The organism is Luteimonas wenzhouensis (genome assembly GCF_007859305.1).
GTDB lineage: Bacteria > Pseudomonadota > Gammaproteobacteria > Xanthomonadales > Xanthomonadaceae > Luteimonas > Luteimonas wenzhouensis.
Genome location: NZ_VOHE01000001.1, coordinates 543,123 through 560,335, shown reverse-complemented (window position 1 = coordinate 560,335; position 17,213 = coordinate 543,123). Strand labels below are relative to the sequence as shown.

Below are 17,213 nucleotides of genomic sequence, written 5' to 3'. Positions count from 1 at the left end.
TGTCCACGACGATTGCGCGCCACCATGGAAACCCGCCACGCCCGTCCCCACCTCAGGGCCATGCCGAACCATCCCGCCCCCGCGATCCCGTACTCCCTGCTCGACCTGGCGCCCGTCACCGAGGGCAGCACGCCGGCCGAGGCCTTCGCCAATTCGCTCGACCTCGCCCGCCACGCCGAACGGCTGGGCTACACCCGCTTCTGGCTGGCCGAGCACCACAACATGCCGGGCATCGCCAGCGCCGCCACGGCGGTGCTGATCGGCCACATCGGCGGCGGGACCTCCGCGATCCGGGTGGGCGCGGGCGGGGTGATGCTGCCCAACCACGCGCCGCTGCAGGTGGCCGAGCAGTTCGGCACCCTGGCTTCGCTGTATCCGGGCCGCATCGACCTGGGCCTGGGCCGCGCGCCGGGCACCGACCAGGCCACCACCCGCGCCCTGCGCCGCTACTACTCCGGCGCCGAGGCGTTCCCGTCCGACGTGATGGAGCTGCTGCGCTACTTCGAGCCGGTCCAGCCCGGCCAGCCGGTGCAGGCGGTGCCGGGGGCCGGCCTCGACGTGCCGGTGTGGATCCTGGGCTCAAGCCTGTTCGGGGCCCAGCTCGCGGCGGCGCTGGGATTGCCGTACGCGTTCGCCTCGCACTTCGCGCCGGCGGCGATGACCGAGGCGCTGGCCCTGTACCACCGCGACTTCAAGCCCTCGAAGCGGCTGCGCGCGCCGTATGCGATGCTCGCGCTCAACGTGGTCGCGGCCGACACCCGCGCCGAGGCGCAGAGGCTGTTCACGACCCAGCAGCAGAGCTTCGTGCGCCTGCGCCGCGGCATGCCCGGGCTGATCCCGCCCCCCATCGACGACATCGAGGCGTTCTGGACCCCGCAGGAGAAGGCGATGGTGGAACAGGCCCTGGCCTGCTCGGTGGTGGGCGACGCCAGGGACGTGCGCGAGGGCATCGCGGAGTTCGCCGCGCGTCATCGCCCCGACGAGCTCATGCTCACCGCGAACATCTTCGACCACCAGGCGCGCCTGTACTCGTTCGAACTCGCCGCGCGCGCCTTCCGCCGGGACTGACGCCGCCTCGCCCGGCGGCCGGACCGCGCCCTGCGCAACCGGGGGCGGGCTGCGTCGCGCCGGCGCTTGGACTCGGGTGCGGGGAAGGGTAGGCTAGGGCCAGCCCCTGCCAGGAGCGGCGTGGTTTGGACACGGGTACCGGCCAGCGCGGGAAGCGACGGGAACTGCTCCTGTTCCTGTTCATCACCGTGGTCCTGTTTCCGCTGCTGTCGGTGATGATCGTGGGCGGATACGGCTTCGCCGTCTGGGTCTACCAGATGTTCGCCGGCCCGCCGGGCCCACCGGCCGGGTGACCGCCATGCCCGCGACGGCCCCACCCGTGTTGTTCCCGGACGCCCGGCCCATGCCTGCGGTGCGGCGTCGGGCGGCATGGCCGGACGGGAGGGAGTGGCGTGGCTGAAACTGCGCGCGAATGGCACGTGGCCAGCCTGGTGGTGCGCCACAGCCAGGCTGCCGCCCCCGCGCTGGCCGAGGCCGTCGCCGCCGCAAGTGGACTCGAACTCGCCCTGCAGGACGCCACCCGCAGCGTGTTGCTGCAGGAGTGCGACAGCACCGCCGCGTTGATGGACAGCATCGGCCTGATCGAGGCGGTCCCGGGCGTCCATGCCGTCAACCTGGTGTACCACCACATCGAAACGCAGCCGCCCGCGCGGTCCGCGCAGGCCGCCGCGCCCACGCAGGAGCCCCCGGGATGAGCACCAGCCGTCGCGACTTCATCCGCAACAGCGCCATCGCCAGCGCGGCCCTTGCCGCCGGTCTGCCGCTGCCGGCACAGGTCGCCGACGCGGTGGTCGAGGGCGATGGCCAGCTCAAGTGGAGCAAGGCCCCGTGCCGCTACTGCGGCACCGGCTGCGGCATCAACGTCGCGGTCCACAACGGCCGCGTGGTGGCCACCCACGGCGACGTGCTGGCCGAGGTCAATCGCGGCCTCAACTGCGTCAAGGGCTATTTCCTGTCGAAGGTGCTCTACGGCGCCGACCGGCTGACCACGCCGCTGCTGCGCAAGAGGAACGGCGTGTTCGCCAAGGACGGCGACTTCACCCCGGTCACCTGGGAGGAAGCCTTCGACGTGATGGCGCAGAAGTTCAAGGCCGTGCTCAAGGCCAAGGGCGGCGACGGGATCGGCATGTTCGGCTCCGGCCAGTGGACGGTGTGGGAGGGCTACGCGGCCAACAAGCTGATGAAGGCCGGCTTCCGCAGCAACCACATCGATCCCAACGCGCGCCACTGCATGGCCTCGGCGGTCACGGGCTTCATGCGCACCTTCGGCATGGACGAGCCGATGGGCTGCTACGACGACATCGAGGCCGCGGACGCGTTCGTGCTGTGGGGGTCGAACATGGCCGAGATGCACCCGATCCTGTGGACCCGGGTCACCGACCGCAGGCTGTCGAACCCGCACGTGCGGGTGGCGGTGCTCTCGACCTTCGAGCACCGCAGCTTCGACCTGGCCGACATCCCGATGGTGTTCAGGCCCCAGACCGACCTGGTGATCCTGAACTACATCGCCAACCACATCATCCAGTCCGGCAACGTCAATCGGGATTTCGTCGACAGGCACACCACCTTCAAGCGCGGCAACGACGACATCGGCTACGGCCTGCGCCCCGAGCACCCGCTGCAGGTGGCGGCGAAGAACGCCGACGACGCCAATGGCGGCACGCCGATCGACTTCGACGAGTTCGCGCGCTTCGTCGCGCCGTACACGCTCGAGCGCGCGGTGGAAATGACCGGGGTGGAGCGGGGCTGGCTGGAGAAGCTGGCCGAACTCTACGCCGACCCGAAGGTCAAGGTGATGTCGTTCTGGACCATGGGCTTCAACCAGCACACGCGCGGCACGTGGGCCAACAACATGGTCTACAACATCCACCTGCTGACCGGCAAGATCGCCACCCCCGGCAACAGCCCGTTCTCGCTCACCGGGCAGCCATCGGCCTGCGGCACCGCGCGCGAGGTCGGCACCTTCAGCCACCGCCTGCCGGCGGACATGGTGGTCACCAACCCCGAGCACCGCCGCCATGCCGAGGAGATCTGGAAGATCCCGCACGGGATCATCAAGGCCGAGATCGGCTACCACGCGGTCGAGCAGAACCGGGCGTTGAAGGACGGCAAGCTCAACGCCTATTGGGTCCAGGTCAACAACAACATGCAGGCGGCGGCCAACATCCTCGAGGAGGGTTACCCCGGCTACCGCAATCCGGACAACTTCATCGTGGTGTCCGACGCCTATCCGACCGTGACCTGCCAGGCGGCGGACCTGATCCTGCCCTCGGCGATGTGGGTGGAGAAGGAAGGCGCGTACGGCAACGCCGAGCGCCGCACCCACTTCTGGCACCAGCTGGTGGACGCGCCCGGCGAGGCCCGCTCGGACCTGTGGCAGCTGATGGAGTTCTCCAAGCGCTTCACCACCGACGAATGCTGGCCGGAGGAGATCCTGGCGGCGAACCCGCAGTTCCGCGGCAAGACCCTGTTCGAGGTGCTGTACCGCAACGGCAAGGTCGACGCCTTCGGCGTGGACGAGATCGAGCAGGGCTACGCCAACCACGAATCGGCGGCCTTCGGCTTCTACGTGCAGAAGGGCCTGTTCGAGGAATACGCCGAGTTCGGCCGCGGCCACGGCCACGACCTGGCGCCCTTCGACCGTTACCATCAGGAGCGCGGCCTGCGCTGGCCGGTGGTGGACGGCAAGGAGACGCGCTGGCGCTACCGCGAGGGCAGCGACCCCTACGTCAAGCCGGGCAAGGGCTTCGAGTTCTACGGCAACCCGGACGGCCGCGCGGTGATCTGGGCGCTGCCCTACGAACCGCCGGCCGAATCGCCCGACGAGGAGTACGACCTGTGGCTGGTCACCGGCCGGGTGCTGGAGCACTGGCACTCGGGCTCGATGACCATGCGCATCCCCGAGCTGTACCGCGCCTTCCCCTCGGCGGTGGTGTTCATGCACCCCGACGATGCCCGCGCGCGCGGCCTCAAGCGTGGCGACGAGGTCACCGTGGCGTCGCGGCGCGGCGCGATGCGGACCCGGGTCGAGACCCGGGGCCGCAACCGGATGCCGCGCGGCGTGGTGTTCGTGCCCTGGTTCGACGCCGCGCAGCTGATCAACAAGGTCACCCTGGACGCGACCGACCCGATCTCCAAGCAGACCGACTTCAAGAAGTGCGCGGTCCGGGTGGCCGCGGTGGGAGGGGCCTGACATGCGCGCGAACATCCTGGCCCCGTCGATCCTGGTCCTCGCCGCCGTGCTCGCCGGCTGCGGCGACCGCGAGCCGCGCCCCCGGGTGGTCGCCCCGGCGCCCGAGGTGGGCGCGCGCGGCAATCCGTCGCAGGACATCGACCCGCTGCGGCGCCACGTGCCGATCACCGCCGAGATCACGCCGCTGCCGATGGCCGCGGTGGAGAACTTCGACCGGCGCCGCGGCCGCGCCTACCCGATGCAGCCGCCGACCATCCCGCACAGCATCGACGGTTACCAGGTCGACCTCAATTCCAACCGCTGCATGCTCTGCCACGCACGCAGCAACGCGGCCCAGTTCCAGGCGCCCGAGGTCAGCGTCACCCACTACATGGACCGCAACGACCAGTTCCTGGCCGAGATCTCGCCGCGGCGCTACTTCTGCGTGCAGTGCCACGTGGTCCAGGCCGACGCCGCTCCCCTGGTCGACAACCGGTTCGAGGACATCGACACTCTGCTCCGGGCCGAACGCGCCGCGCGCGCGGAGCGGGGGCGGCAGTGAGGCCGCTGCGCCGCCTGGCCGGCGTGGCGCGCGGCTTCTGGCGGCAGTTCAACGCGCCGGCGCGGCACCTGAGCCTGGGCTTCCTCACCCTGGGCGGGTTCCTCGCCGGGATCGTGTTCTGGGGCGGCTTCAATACCGCGCTGGAGGCGACCAACACCGAGCGGTTCTGCGTCTCCTGCCACGAGATGCGCGACAACGTGTTCGAGGAACTCAAGACCACGATCCACTACAGCAACCGTTCCGGCGTGCGCGCCACCTGCCCGGACTGCCACGTGCCGCACGACTGGACCGACAAGATCGCGCGCAAGATGCAGGCCTCCAAGGAGGTCTGGGGCAAGATCTTCGGCACCATCGACACCCGCGAGAAGTTCCTCGACCAGCGCCTGGTGCTGGCCACCCACGAGTGGACCCGGCTCAAGGCCAACGATTCGCTCGAGTGCCGCAACTGCCACGACTACGACTCGATGGACCTGACCCGGCAGGCGAGCCGGGCGGCCCGCATCCACCGCACCTTCCTGGCGACCGGGCAGGCGACCTGCATCGACTGCCACAAGGGCATCGCCCACCGCCTGCCGCACATGGCCGGCATCCCCCAGGGCGTGCAGGCCGCGCCCGCGGCGCCGTCGGCGAGCCCGCCGCCCCGGTAGCCGGCGCCCTGGCCGCCGGCGACCGGGCGCCGGCGCGACGCGCCCGCCAGGCCGCGACCAGCGCCGCCGGCCACGTCCGGACGGTGCACCGGGGGTGCGGCCGTGCGACCATAGCGCGATGGAGCAGCAACGCATCATCGGCGCCGCCGCCACCCGCGAGGACGAGGCCATCGAGGCCAGCATCCGCCCCAAACGGCTCGACGAGTACCTCGGTCAGGAGCCGGTGCGGGAGCAGATGGCGCTGTACATCGAGGCCGCCCGCCACCGCGGCGAGGCGCTCGACCACGTCCTGATCTTCGGCCCGCCGGGCCTGGGCAAGACCACGCTCAGCCACGTGATCGCCAACGAGCTGGGGGTGAGCCTGCGCATCACCTCCGGACCGGTGATCGAGAAGGCCGGCGACCTGGCTGCGCTGCTCACCAACCTGCAACCGCACGATGTGCTGTTCATCGACGAGATCCACCGCCTCTCGCCCGTGGTCGAGGAGGTGCTGTATCCGGCGATGGAGGATTTCCAGCTCGACATCATGATCGGCGAGGGCCCGGCCGCGCGCTCGATCAAGATCGACCTGCCGCCATTCACCCTGATCGGCGCTACCACCCGCGCCGGCCTGCTCACCGCGCCGCTGCGCGACCGCTTCGGCATCGTCCAGCGGCTGGAGTTCTACAGCGCCGCCGAGCTGACCCGGATCGTGCGCCGCGCCGCGGCGATCCTGGGCGTGGACTGCGCCGAGGAGGGCGCGGCCGAGATCGCCAGGCGCTCGCGCGGCACCCCGCGCATCGCCAACCGCCTGCTGCGCCGGGTGCGCGACTACGCCCAGGTCCGCGCCGGCGGCCGCATCGACCGCGACGTCGCGGACGCGGCGATGAAGATGCTCAAGGTCGACCCGGAGGGCTTCGACGAGCTCGACCGGCGCCTGCTCAACCTGATCATCGAGAACTTCGACGGCGGCCCGGTGGGCGTGGACTCGCTGGCCGCGGCCCTGAGTGAGGAGCGCGGGACGCTCGAGGACGTGATCGAGCCCTACCTGATCCAGCAGGGCTTCCTGGTGCGGACCGCGCGCGGGCGCATGGCCACGGTCAAGGCCTGGCGCCACCTCGGCCTCAAGCCCAGGCGCGACCAGGAACTGGCCGGCGACACCGGCCCGCTGTTCTGATCTCCGCCGCCCCCGTCGCGGCGCCCGACCCCAGAGGAAGACCTTGACCCACGCGACCTCCGACCCCGTTCGCGTTCCCCGGACGTTCAGCCTCCCGACAAGGGTGTACTGGGAAGATACCGATGCCGGTGGCGTGGTCTACCACGCGCAGTACCTCGCGTTCCTCGAGCGCGCCCGCAGCGAATGGGTGCGCGCCCTGGGATACGGGCAGGACGCGCTGCGTCTGGACCATGGCCTGGTGTTCGCGGTGCGGGCGATGCGGATCGATTTCCGCAAGCCGGCCAGGCTGGACGACCTGCTGCAGGTGACGGTGTCGCTGCGCCGCTGCCGGCACGCGAGCATCGTGTTCGCGCAGTCCATCCTGCGCGGAGAGGAGCTGCTGCTGGATGCCGAGGTGCGATGCGCGGCGCTGGAGGCGGCCACCTTCCGGCCGCGCGCGATCCCCCCGGCGCTGCACCAGGAACTGAACCGACTCGTGGAACCCGGAGCCGAACAAGAATGATCCCCCTCGCGATGCTGCTGCAGGCCGCCCAGGTCGAACCCCTGCCCGAGGAGGCCGCGGCGGAAACGGCCCAGCTCGCCGATGCGGCCGCGGCCGCCGCGGCCACCACCGCCCACGAGGGCATCAACTACATCGACCTGATGGTCAAGGCCAGCCTGCCGGTGCAGCTGATCGTGCTGCTGCTGCTGGCCGGCTCGCTGATCAGCTGGGTGATCATCTTCCGCAAGGCGCGCGTCTACCGCGAGGCCGACCGCGAGGCCGACGACTTCGAGAACCGGTTCTGGTCCGGCGCCGACCTGGGCAAGCTTTATTCGGCCGCCACCGACCGCAACCGCCGGGTCAGCGGCCTGGAGGCGATCTTCGAGGCGGGTTTCCGCGAGTTCGCGCGCCTGCGCGAGAAGCGCGGCTTCGACGCGCGCGCCCAGCTCGAGGGCGCGCAGCGGGCGATGCGGGTGAGCTATTCGCGCGAGGTCGACCAGCTCGAGCGCAACCTCGAGCTGCTGGCCAACATCGGTTCGACCGCCCCCTACGTCGGCCTCGTGGGCACCGTGTTCGGGATCATGGTGACCATGCACGACATGCTCAACAGCGGCGAGCAGACCGGCATCGCCGCGGTGGCGCCGGGCATCTCCGAGGCGCTGTTCGCGACCGCGATCGGCCTGTTCGTGGCGATCCCGGCGGTGTGGGCCTACAACCGCTACACCACCCGGGTGGAGCGGTTGGCGGTGCGCTACGAGAGCTTCGCCGAGGAGTTCAGCACCATCCTGCAGCGCCAGGGCTCGATCGAGTAGGCGGCGCCGATGGCCGGACACATCATCCACCGCAGGCGGCGCAAGCTGAAATCCGAGATCAACGTCGTTCCCTACATCGACGTGATGCTCGTGCTGCTGGTCATCTTCATGGTGACCGCGCCGCTGCTGACCCTGAGCGTGGACGTGAAGCTGCCGTCCTCCACCGCGCGCGCCACACAGGACCGTGAGGAGCCGGTGATCGTGGTCGCCTATCCCGACGGGCGCCTGGGCCTGAAGCTGCCGGGCGACGACAGCCCGCGCGAGGTGGACGCGGCCCGGATGGAGGCCATGCTCGCTCCGGTCCGGGAGCAGCAGGGCGCGGACTTCCGGGTGATGGTGGCCGCCGACGGCGACGCGCCGTACCAGCGCGTGATCGACGCGATGGACGTGCTGCGGCGGGCCAGGGTCACCAACGTCAGCCTGTGGACCGACAGCAGGGCCAATGCACGCTGAAGCGACCGAGCGCCGCACGTTCGCACGGGACGAGGGCCTGGGCCGCGCGGTTGCCTGGGCGGTCGCGCTGCATCTCGGGCTGCTGGCGGTGTTGCTGCTCTCGCCGCTGCTGACCTGGGATCCGGACCGCATCAGCGTCGCCGGCGCGCCGTCGATCGACGCGGTGCTGGAGGTGTCCGATGCCGACCGGCAGGCGGCGGTCGAGGCCCTGCGCGCCGAACCGGTCCCGCTGCCCGAACCCGAGCCGCCGCCGCCCCTGCCCGAACCCGTGCTCGAGGACGTGGCTCCGCCGCCGCAGCCCTTGCCCGAGCCCTCTCCGCAGGACGCGCCCGTCGAGCGCAGCCCGGCGCCGCAGGAGCGGGTGCCGGATCCGGCACCGGTCGACCAGGAGGAAGTGCGCCGCGACGCCGAGGCCGAACGTGCGCGGGTCGAGCGCGAGCAGGAGGAGCGCCGCCGCCAGGAGCAGATCGACCTGACCGAGCGCGAGCGCCAGCGCGAGGCCGAGGAGAAGCGCCGGCTCGCCCAGCAGCAGCTGGAGAAGATCCGCGCCGAGCGCGAGCGCCTCGAGCGCGAGCAGCGCCTGGCACAGCAGCGCCTGGAGCAGATCGCCGCCCGCGAACGCCAGGCCGCGCAGCCGCCGGCCACTCCGGCCGGGCCGCCGCCGCCGCCCGGCAACCAGGGCGTGGATACCGGCCTGGCCGCGCGCTACGCCGCCGCGATCCAGGAGGCGATCCTGCGCAACTGGACCCGGCCCGACACGGTGCCGATCGGCCAGCGCTGCCGGATCGTGATCCGGCAGATCCCCGGCGGCGAGGTGGTCTCGGCCGAGGTGGATCCGTCCTGCCCCTACGACGAGCTCGGCCGGCGCTCGGTGGAGGCCGCGGTGCTCAAGGCCCAGCCGCTGCCCTACGCCGGTTTCGAGGCAGTGTTCCAGCGCACCCTGACGCTCAACTTCCAGGCCCAGGACCGCTGAGCGCCGCTCGCCCCGGCTTCACGCCGCGGCCGCTACCGTTGCATCGCCGCCTGCTCCCCCTGTAGGAGCGGCTTCAGGCGCGACCGGCGGCCCGCCCAACGGGACGCACGCGGCAAAGCGCGCCGTGGTCGCGGCTGAAGCCGCTCCTACGGCCCGCGTCGCGAGACCGGGGAGGGCAGGTGCATTCATGAATCCATCTTCCGTTCATCTTCCCGCCGCGATTCGGGCCAAGCTGTCCGCCGCCTCCATGCAAACGTCCAGGATCCCCTGATGACCTTCGCCAAACGCTGTCTGTTCGCCGTGTTCGCGCTGCTGCTGCCCTTCGCCGCCGCCGCGCAGCAGCAGGGCCTGGAAATCGACATCATCGGCGGCAACGCCTCCGCGCTGCCGATCGCCGTGGTGCCCATGCCCTACCAGGGCTCGGGCAGCCCGCCGCCCACCGACGTGGCCGCGGTGGTGCGCGCCGACCTGGAGCGGTCCGGCCAGTTCCGGACCCTGCCCGAGGCGGACATGATGGCGCGGCCCACCACCGGCGCCGAGGTCGACTACCCGGCCTGGCGCGCGCTGCGCCAGGACTTCCTCGTGGTCGGCCGGGTGGTCGACGCGGCCGAGGGCAGCTACCGGGTGGAGTACGAGCTGTTCGACGTCGCCAAGCAGGAGCGCCTGCTGGGCCTGGCGATGACCGCGCGCGCCAGCGCGCTGCGCGACGTCGCCCACCAGATGGCCGACGCGATCTACGAGAAGATCCTCGGCATCCGCGGCGCGTTCTGGACCCGGATCGCCTACGTCACCGCCACCGGCGCGGGACAGGGCGCCCGCTACGCGCTGATGGTGGCCGACTCCGACGGCTACAACCCGCAGACCGTGGTGCGCTCGAACGAGCCGCTGCTGTCGCCGGCCTGGAGCCCCGACGGCCGCAAGCTGGCCTACGTGAGCTTCGAGCGCGGCAACTCCGCGATCTACATCCAGGACATCGCCACCGGCAGCCGCGAACTGGTCTCCAGCTTCCGCGGCATCAACAGCGGCCCGGCGTTCTCGCCCGACGGCCGCAAGCTGGCGCTGACGCTCTCGCGCAGCGGCAACCCCGAGATCTACGTGATGGACCTGGCCACCAAGGCCCTGACCCGGATCACCAACCAGTTCGGGATCGACACCGCCCCGGTGTGGAGCCCGGACGGCAACAGCATCTACTTCACCTCCGACCGCGGCGGCCGGCCGCAGGTCTACCAGGCGCCCGCCACCGGCGGCGCCGCCAGCCGGGTGACCTTCGAGGGCGCCTACAACGCCGACCCCGACGTGTCCTGGGACGGGCAGAAGATCGCCGTGGCCCAGGGCGCCGGCAATACCTACCGGATCGCGGTCATGGACCGCAGCCTGGGCACCCCGCGCTGGACGACCCTCTCCCCGGGCTCGCTGGACGAATCCCCGAGCTTCGCCCCCAACGCCAGCATGCTGCTGTACGCGGCGCGTGAAGGCCGCAGGGGCGTCCTGTATGCTGTCTCGGCTGACGGCCGCGTTCGCCAGCGCCTTGTCCTTGCGGACGGCGATGTCCGGGAGCCGGCGTGGGGCCCGTATCGGGACCAGCGCTGACATTTTCTGCACGCACAGTCAATCAACCTGAACCCGTGTCTACGCCTGAGGATCGACGAGAAATGAAGACCAACAAGCCCGCCGTGCTCGGCAAGGCCCTGCTCATCGCCATGATGTGCGTCGCTGCAGCCGCCTGTTCGAAGAAGGTCAAGGACGCCCCGCCGGAACCGCCCGCGCAGCCCGTGACCGACACCGCCCCGGCCCCGTCGGGCGTCTACGGCCCCGAGGACCTGGACCGCGACGCGTGCCTGCGCCAGCGCACGGTGTACTTCGACCTTGACCGGGACAACGTGCGTTCGGAGTTCCAGGCGCAGATGGCCTGCCACGCCAAGTACCTGCGCGACCGCCCGTCGGCGCGCATCACCCTGGAAGGCCACGCCGACGAGCGCGGCAGCCGCGAGTACAACCTGGGCCTCGGCGAGCGCCGCGGCAACTCGGTGTCCTCGGCCCTGCAGGCCAACGGCGGCTCCGCCGGCCAGCTGACCGTGGTCAGCTATGGCGAAGAGCGCCCGACCTGCACCGAGTCCAACGAGGACTGCTGGGCCCGCAACCGTCGCGTCGAGATCGTCTACACCGCACGGTAATCGACCCGGATGCGTGTCCTGATCGTTGCAATCGCGTTCGCGGCGGCCCTCGTGGCCGCCGCGCCCGCATCCGCCCAGCGCATGAGCCTGGCCGACCGCGTGGCGCTGCTCGAGCAGCGGGCCGCGGACAACCGGGTGAGCATGGACCTGCTCAACCAGGTGTCCGAGCTGCGGGCCGAGGTGCAGGCCCTGCGCGCGCTGGTGGAGGAACTGCAGCAGCAGAACGAGCAGCTGCGCGCCAGCAGCCGCACCCAGTACCTGGACCTGGACGGGCGGCTCAACCGCCTGGAGGGCGGGATGCCCGCCGCGCCGGGCGAGGGTACGGTCGGCGCCGCCGCGCCGCAGACGCCCGCACAGCCGGCACGCGACGAGGCCGCGCCGCGGGTGCATGGCGATCCCGGTCTGCTGGCCAACGCCGCCGACGAACGCTCCGCATACGAGCAGGCGTTCGACGCGCTCAAGTCCGGCGACTACGTCGCCTCGGCCGACCTGTTCCTGGCCTTCCTGCAGGCCTACCCGGAGGGCGTGTACGCGCCCAATGCCCGGTACTGGCTCGGCGAGAGCTACTACGTCACCCAGAACTACGAGATGGCGCGCGAGCAGTTCGAGGTCCTGGTCGAGCGCTATCCGACCCACGACAAGGCCCCGGGCGCGCTGCTCAAGATCGGCCTGTCGCAGTACGGGCTGCGCGACCTGGATGGCGCCGAGTCCACGCTGGCGCAGGTAGCCGAGCGCTTCCCCGGCACCGACGCGGCGCGCACCGCCGAGGATCGCCTGCACGCGATCCAGCTCGCGCGCGCCACGCGCTGAGACCGCCGTGGACGCCGTCGCGCCCGGCCCGGCCGTCGCCCCGGCGGACCGGCTCCGCATCACCGAGATCTTCCTGTCGCTGCAGGGCGAGGCGCGCGACGCCGGCTGGCCCACGGTCTTCGTCCGCCTGACCGGCTGTCCGCTGCGCTGCCGCTACTGCGACACCGCCTATGCCTTCCACGGGGGCGAGTGGTGGGACCTCGACGCGATCGTGGCCGAGGTGGCCCGCCACGGCGTGCGCCATGTGTGCGTGACCGGCGGCGAGCCGCTGGCGCAGAAGCGCTGCCTGGCGCTGCTCTCGCGCCTGTGCGACGCGGGCCATGCGGTCTCGCTGGAGACGTCGGGCGCGATCGACGTCGCCGCGGTCGACCCCCGGGTCTCGCGCGTGCTCGACATCAAGACCCCCGGCTCCGGCGAGGAGCGGCGCAACCGCTGGGAGAACCTGCCGCTGCTCACCCCGCACGACCAGGTCAAGTTCGTGCTGTGCGGCCGTGCCGACTACGAATGGGCGCGCGAACTGGTGCACCGGCACGCGCTGCACGCGCGCTGCGAGGTGCTGTTCTCGCCCAGCAAGGCCGAACTCCCGCCGACCGAGCTGGCCGACTGGATCGTCGCCGACCGCCTGCCGGTGCGGTTCCAGGTGCAGCTGCACAAGTTGCTGTGGAACGATGAGCCGGGCCGCTGAGGGCGGCCGGGCCGCCAGCTCCCGGCCTCGCCCGCGCCCGCTTTGGCCCATGTCCCAGGATCCCCGAACCGCATGAAGAACGCAGTCGTCCTGGTGTCCGGTGGCATGGATTCGGCCGTGGTCCTGGCGATCGCGCGCGAACGGGGGTTCGCCGTGCACGCGCTGAGCGTGCGCTACGGCCAGCGCCACACCTCCGAACTGGAGGCCGCCGACCGCGTGGCCCGGCAGCTGGGTGCGGTGGCGCACAAGACCGTCCAGGTCGATCTCGGCGCGTTCGGCGGGTCGGCCCTGACCGACGAACATATCGAGGTCCCGGAGGCCGGTGGGGCGGGCATCCCGGTCACCTACGTGCCGGCGCGCAACACGATCATGCTCTCGCTCGCCCTCGGCTGGGCCGAGGTGCTGGGGGCCCACGACCTGTTCTGCGGCGTCAACGCGGTCGACTATTCGGGCTATCCCGACTGCCGGCCGGAGTTCATCGAAGCCTTCGAGCGGCTGGCCAGCGTGGCCACGAAGGCGGGCGTGGAAGGCGCCGGCATCCGCGTGCACGCCCCACTGCTGCACCTGGGCAAGGCAGACATCGTGCGCGAGGGCCTGCGCCTGGGCGTGGACTTCGCCGACACCGTTTCGTGCTACCGCGCCGATGCCTCCGGCCGCGCCTGCGGCCGTTGTGATGCCTGCCGCCTGCGCGCAGACGGCTTCGCCGCGGCCGGGGTGCCCGACCCGACCCGCTACGTGGACTGACCTTCGCTGCCCCCGTGCGGGTGGTGGTGGCAGTCCGGCCCGCCCGCTGCGCGCCGTTCGGCCCGCAGCGGGTCGATGCCCAGGCCGATCCGCAGCGAGCGCCCGATGCGCTGGGCGATGTCCGACACGTGCCCCGCCTGGGCCGCCGGCAGCAGCTCGTGGGCGGTCGCATGCCACAGCTCCAGCCAGCGGGCGAAGTGCTCCTCGTCCAGGCGCAGCGGCTGGTGCGCCGCCATCGGGTTGCCGCGATACGTCCCGGTGCGCAGCAGTACCGAAGACCAGAACCGCACCAGGGTGTCCATGTGCGCCGGCCAGTCGTGCACCGCGGCCTCGAATACCGGGCCGAGCAGCGGATCCAGGCGCGCGCGGCCGTAGAAGGCGTGGACCAGGCGTGAGATCGCGGCCTCGTCGGGAGGGTCGGCCTGCGCGCCGGGCGTGGGGTGGGGATCGACCATGGCGCCAGTCTACGCAGCCGCGACGCGCCTGGCCTTGACCCAGGTCAGTCGCGACCGGCGGCCCTCGGGCCCTGCCTTATAATGCGCGGGCTGACGGGCCGTTAGCTCAGTTGGTAGAGCATCGGACTTTTAATCCGCTGGTCGATGGTTCGAATCCATCACGGCCCACCAGCCTAGATTCCGTCGCAGCCCGAGTTCGTCGCGCGCTGCGGCGCGCTTGATGGCGGAGAGGCGAAAGGTCCGCGCGGCGCGGTTCGAATCCATCACGGCCCACCAGCACCCGCTTCGCCGCCACGGGCCGTGCGTCGCGCGTCGCGGCGCGTTCCATGTGCATGAGGCGGGTGGACCGCGCGGCGCGGTTCGAATCCACCGCGGCCGCCGGCATTGCGTTCCGTCGCCTGGCCCGGCGAGGGCCCCGGGGTTACGGGTCCGCCAGCGCGTCGTCGACCTCGCGCAGCGTGTCCATGACCTGGTCGCCGTAGCGTTCGAGCTTGGCGGCGCCGATGCCTTCCACGTGCGCCAGTTCGCCCAGGTCGCGCGGGCGCTGGCGGGCGATGGCGCGCAGGGTGGCGTCATGGAACACCACATACGCCGGGACGCCCTGTTCGCGCGCGAGCCGCGCGCGCAGCTCGCGCAGGGCCTCGAACACGCGCAGCTCCCCGGGCGAGAGGTCGACGGCCACCGCGGGCGTGCGCGCGGCCGAACGTCCGCGCTCGCGCCGGTTGGGCAGCTTGCGCAGCGGCACCGGCTGCTCGCCGCGCAACACCGGGCGGCTGGCGGCGGTCAGGCGCAGCCCGCCATGGCCCTCGGCATCGACGTCGAGCAGGCCCGAGGCCACCAGCTGGCGGAACACGCCGCGCCATTCGCGGGCGTCGAGGTCGGCGCCGATGCCGTACACGCTCAGGCGGTCGTGGCCGAACTGCTGGATGCGCGTGGTCCGGCCGCCGCGCAGCACGTCGATCAGGTGCGCGGCACCGAAACGCTGGCCGGTGCGGTAGACGCAGCTCAGCGCCTTGCGCGCGGCCTCGGTGCCGTCCCAGGACTCGGGCGGCGAGAGGCAGTTGTCGCAGTTGCCGCAGGCGCCGGGATGCGCCTCGCCGAAGCTGCCCAGCAGCACCTGGCGGCGGCAGCGCATGGTTTCGCAGTAGCCGACCAGGGCGTCGAGCTTGCGGTGTTCGAGCCGCTTGCGCTCGGGCCCGGCCTCGGACTGCTCGATCATCTGCCGCAGCAGCACCAGGTCGCCCAGGCCGTAGCACATCCAGGCCTCGGACGGTTCGCCGTCGCGGCCGGCGCGGCCGGTTTCCTGGTAATAGCCCTCGATCGACTTGGGCAGGTCGAGGTGGGCGACGAAGCGCACGTCCGGCTTGTCGATGCCCATGCCGAAGGCGATCGTGGCCACCATCACCACCCCGTCCCCGCGCAGGAAGCGGCGCTGGTTGGCCGCGCGCGTGGCCGCGTCCATGCCCGCGTGGTAGGGCAGGGCGTCGATGCCATGCGCGGCCAGGAACTGCGCGAATTCCTCGACCTTGCGCCGCGACAGGCAGTAGACGATCCCGGCCTGGCCGCGGTGGCCGGCGAGGAAGTCCAGCAGCTGGCGCCGGGCGTCGTCCTTGTGCACCACGGTGTAACGGATGTTCGGGCGATCGAACGAGGTGACGAAGCGGCGCGCGTCCTGCAGCTGCAGGCGCTCGGCGATCTCGCGCTGGGTGGGCGGGTCGGCGGTAGCGGTGAGCGCGATCCTCGGGACCTGCGGCCAGCGTTCGTGGAGTACGGTGAGTTCGCGGTACTCGGGGCGGAAGTCGTGGCCCCACTGCGACACGCAGTGGGCCTCGTCGATCGCGAACAGGGCCAGGCGCGAGCGGTCGAGCAGGGACAGGAAGCGCGGAGTGAGCAGGCGTTCGGGCGCGACGTAGAGCAGGTCGAGGCCGCCGGCAACGAGCTGGCGCTCGACCTCCTGGGCTTCCATCGCCTCGAGGCTGGAGTTGAGGCAGGCCGCCCGCACGCCCAGCTGGCGCAGCGCCTCGACCTGGTCCTGCATCAGCGCGATCAGCGGCGAGACCACGATCGCCGTGCCCTCGCGCAGCAGTGCCGGCAGCTGGTAGCACAGCGACTTGCCGCCGCCGGTGGGCATGAGCACGAGCGCGTCGTGCCCGGCCGCGACGTGGCGCACGATCTCGCCCTGCGCGCCGCGGAACGCATGGTGCCCGAACACGCGTTCGAGCAGGACTTCAGGCTGGGACTCCATCCGCCAAGGATACCGGCGCCGCCGCGGCGGCAGGGTGGGACATCCACCCGTCGCGGGGTCGGGCGGTCGCGGCGGCGGGATGCCGCGTGTTGCGGCGCGCCGTGTTCAGGTGCGCCGCGCCCGCGCCCCGGCGCCGCCGGGGGCGGGGCGCACGAGGCCGATCACTGCAGCAGCGAGCGCAGCATCCAGGCGTACTTCTCGTGGGTCTGCAGGCGCTGGATCAGCAGGTCCTCGGTGGGCTCGTCGTCGCCGTCGTCGGCCACGTCGATGGCCCGGCGCGCGCTGCGGCACACGGCTTCGTTGCCGACCACCAGCTGGCGCACCATCTCGCGCCAGTCGGGCGCCTCGGTGGCACCGGGCTCCTCGCGGATCGAGGTGAGCTTGATGAACTCGGCGTAGGAGCCAGGGGCGTTGAAGCCCAGGGCGCGGATGCGCTCGGCGATCTCGTCGAGCGCGTTCCACTGCTCGGTGTACTGCTCCTCGAACATGACGTGCAGGGCGTTGAACATCGGCCCGGTCACGTTCCAGTGGAAGTTGTGGGTCTTGAGGTAGAGCGTGTAGGCGTCGGCCAGGAACTTCGACAGCTCGGTGGCGATCTTCCTGCGGTCCTGCGCGGAGATGCCGATGTCGATGGCCTGGCCCTCGCCGGAGGCGGGGGAGGCGGTGGGCACCACGCTGCCGCCCTTGGCGCCCTTGCCGTCGGCGGACTTGGCCGGGGCCTTCGCGGCCTTGCCGGTGGAACCCTTGGTGGACTTGCTGGTGGTGGCCTTGGCCAT

The 17,213-nt window shown here is 71.6% G+C and carries 19 protein-coding genes and 1 tRNA gene; 17 read left to right on the top strand and 3 right to left on the bottom strand.

Going from position 1 to position 17,213, the window contains the following annotated elements; all coding sequences use genetic code 11:
* The first annotated feature begins 60 nt into the window (after window positions 1-60).
* The 16 genes from FQY79_RS02555 to queC all read left to right on the top strand — a co-directional run bounded on the left by FQY79_RS02555 (window position 61) and on the right by queC (window position 13,737).
* The gene (locus FQY79_RS02555; RefSeq protein WP_146310435.1) at window positions 61-1,068 is read left to right on the top strand and encodes an LLM class flavin-dependent oxidoreductase; all 1,008 of its coding nucleotides are present in this window, start codon (window positions 61-63) and stop codon (window positions 1,066-1,068) included.
* A gap of 125 nt (window positions 1,069-1,193) precedes the next feature.
* The gene (gene napE / locus FQY79_RS02550) at window positions 1,194-1,361 is read left to right on the top strand and encodes a periplasmic nitrate reductase, NapE protein (RefSeq protein ID WP_146310433.1); all 168 of its coding nucleotides are present in this window, start codon (window positions 1,194-1,196) and stop codon (window positions 1,359-1,361) included.
* A gap of 99 nt (window positions 1,362-1,460) precedes the next feature.
* Window positions 1,461-1,763: a chaperone NapD gene (locus FQY79_RS02545; RefSeq protein ID WP_186759702.1), complete on the top strand. Its 303-nt coding sequence runs from the start codon at window positions 1,461-1,463 to the stop codon at window positions 1,761-1,763.
* Window positions 1,760-4,261 carry a periplasmic nitrate reductase subunit alpha gene (gene napA / locus FQY79_RS02540; RefSeq protein WP_146310429.1) on the top strand — a complete coding sequence of 834 codons (2,502 nt, stop codon included), beginning with the start codon at window positions 1,760-1,762 and terminating at the stop codon, window positions 4,259-4,261. Before FQY79_RS02545 ends, napA begins: the two co-directional genes overlap by 4 nt.
* 1 nt (window position 4,262) lies before the next feature.
* Window positions 4,263-4,802: a nitrate reductase cytochrome c-type subunit gene (locus FQY79_RS02535; RefSeq protein ID WP_146310427.1), complete on the top strand. Its 540-nt coding sequence runs from the start codon at window positions 4,263-4,265 to the stop codon at window positions 4,800-4,802.
* Window positions 4,799-5,449, top strand: a complete 651-nt coding sequence (locus FQY79_RS02530; protein ID WP_281289277.1) for a NapC/NirT family cytochrome c — start codon at window positions 4,799-4,801, stop codon at window positions 5,447-5,449. The genes FQY79_RS02535 and FQY79_RS02530 overlap by 4 nt, the downstream gene beginning before the upstream one ends.
* A 118-nt stretch (window positions 5,450-5,567) precedes the next feature.
* Entirely contained in the window at window positions 5,568-6,605 is a 1,038-nt protein-coding gene (gene ruvB / locus FQY79_RS02525; RefSeq protein WP_146310425.1) for a Holliday junction branch migration DNA helicase RuvB, read from the top strand.
* A 43-nt stretch (window positions 6,606-6,648) separates the two neighbouring features.
* Entirely contained in the window at window positions 6,649-7,107 is a 459-nt protein-coding gene (gene ybgC, locus FQY79_RS02520) for a tol-pal system-associated acyl-CoA thioesterase (protein ID WP_146310423.1), read from the top strand.
* Entirely contained in the window at window positions 7,104-7,898 is a 795-nt protein-coding gene (gene tolQ / locus FQY79_RS02515; protein WP_146310421.1) for a protein TolQ, read from the top strand. The genes ybgC and tolQ overlap by 4 nt, the downstream gene beginning before the upstream one ends.
* Before the next feature lie 9 nt (window positions 7,899-7,907).
* The gene (locus FQY79_RS02510) at window positions 7,908-8,351 is read left to right on the top strand and encodes an ExbD/TolR family protein (RefSeq protein WP_146310419.1); all 444 of its coding nucleotides are present in this window, start codon (window positions 7,908-7,910) and stop codon (window positions 8,349-8,351) included.
* Complete coding sequence (locus tag FQY79_RS02505) at window positions 8,341-9,324, top strand: TonB C-terminal domain-containing protein (protein WP_146310417.1); 984 nt, start codon at window positions 8,341-8,343, stop codon at window positions 9,322-9,324. Before FQY79_RS02510 ends, FQY79_RS02505 begins: the two co-directional genes overlap by 11 nt.
* 270 nt (window positions 9,325-9,594) lie before the next feature.
* On the top strand, window positions 9,595-10,914 hold the full coding sequence (tolB, locus tag FQY79_RS02500; RefSeq protein ID WP_146310415.1) for a Tol-Pal system beta propeller repeat protein TolB: 1,320 nt from the start codon (window positions 9,595-9,597) through the stop codon (window positions 10,912-10,914).
* 62 nt (window positions 10,915-10,976) lie between these two features.
* Window positions 10,977-11,498, top strand: coding sequence for a peptidoglycan-associated lipoprotein Pal (gene pal, locus FQY79_RS02495; protein ID WP_146310413.1), 522 nt, complete (start codon window positions 10,977-10,979; stop codon window positions 11,496-11,498).
* Window positions 11,499-11,507: 9 nt separating this feature from the next.
* Complete coding sequence (ybgF, locus tag FQY79_RS02490; RefSeq protein WP_146310411.1) at window positions 11,508-12,308, top strand: tol-pal system protein YbgF; 801 nt, start codon at window positions 11,508-11,510, stop codon at window positions 12,306-12,308.
* 7 nt (window positions 12,309-12,315) lie between these two features.
* Window positions 12,316-12,993 (top strand): 7-carboxy-7-deazaguanine synthase QueE, encoded by a 678-nt coding sequence (gene queE, locus FQY79_RS02485; RefSeq protein ID WP_146310409.1) that lies wholly within the window; start codon window positions 12,316-12,318, stop codon window positions 12,991-12,993.
* Between the two features lie 72 nt (window positions 12,994-13,065).
* Complete coding sequence (queC, locus tag FQY79_RS02480) at window positions 13,066-13,737, top strand: 7-cyano-7-deazaguanine synthase QueC (protein ID WP_146310407.1); 672 nt, start codon at window positions 13,066-13,068, stop codon at window positions 13,735-13,737.
* Here queC and FQY79_RS02475 read toward each other — a convergent pair.
* On the bottom strand, window positions 13,725-14,192 hold the full coding sequence (locus tag FQY79_RS02475; RefSeq protein ID WP_186759699.1) for a group III truncated hemoglobin: 468 nt from the start codon (window positions 14,190-14,192) through the stop codon (window positions 13,725-13,727). The two genes, queC and FQY79_RS02475, sit on opposite strands and share 13 nt — an antisense overlap.
* Before the next feature lie 95 nt (window positions 14,193-14,287).
* Here FQY79_RS02475 and FQY79_RS02470 point away from each other — a divergent pair.
* Window positions 14,288-14,363, top strand: a tRNA-Lys gene (locus FQY79_RS02470).
* Between the two features lie 250 nt (window positions 14,364-14,613).
* Here FQY79_RS02470 and recQ read toward each other — a convergent pair.
* Together recQ and FQY79_RS02460 are read right to left on the bottom strand one after the other, a co-directional pair.
* Complete coding sequence (gene recQ / locus FQY79_RS02465) at window positions 14,614-16,437, bottom strand: DNA helicase RecQ (protein WP_146310405.1); 1,824 nt, start codon at window positions 16,435-16,437, stop codon at window positions 14,614-14,616.
* Between the two features lie 161 nt (window positions 16,438-16,598).
* Entirely contained in the window at window positions 16,599-17,213 is a 615-nt protein-coding gene (locus FQY79_RS02460; protein WP_146310403.1) for a Dps family protein, read from the bottom strand.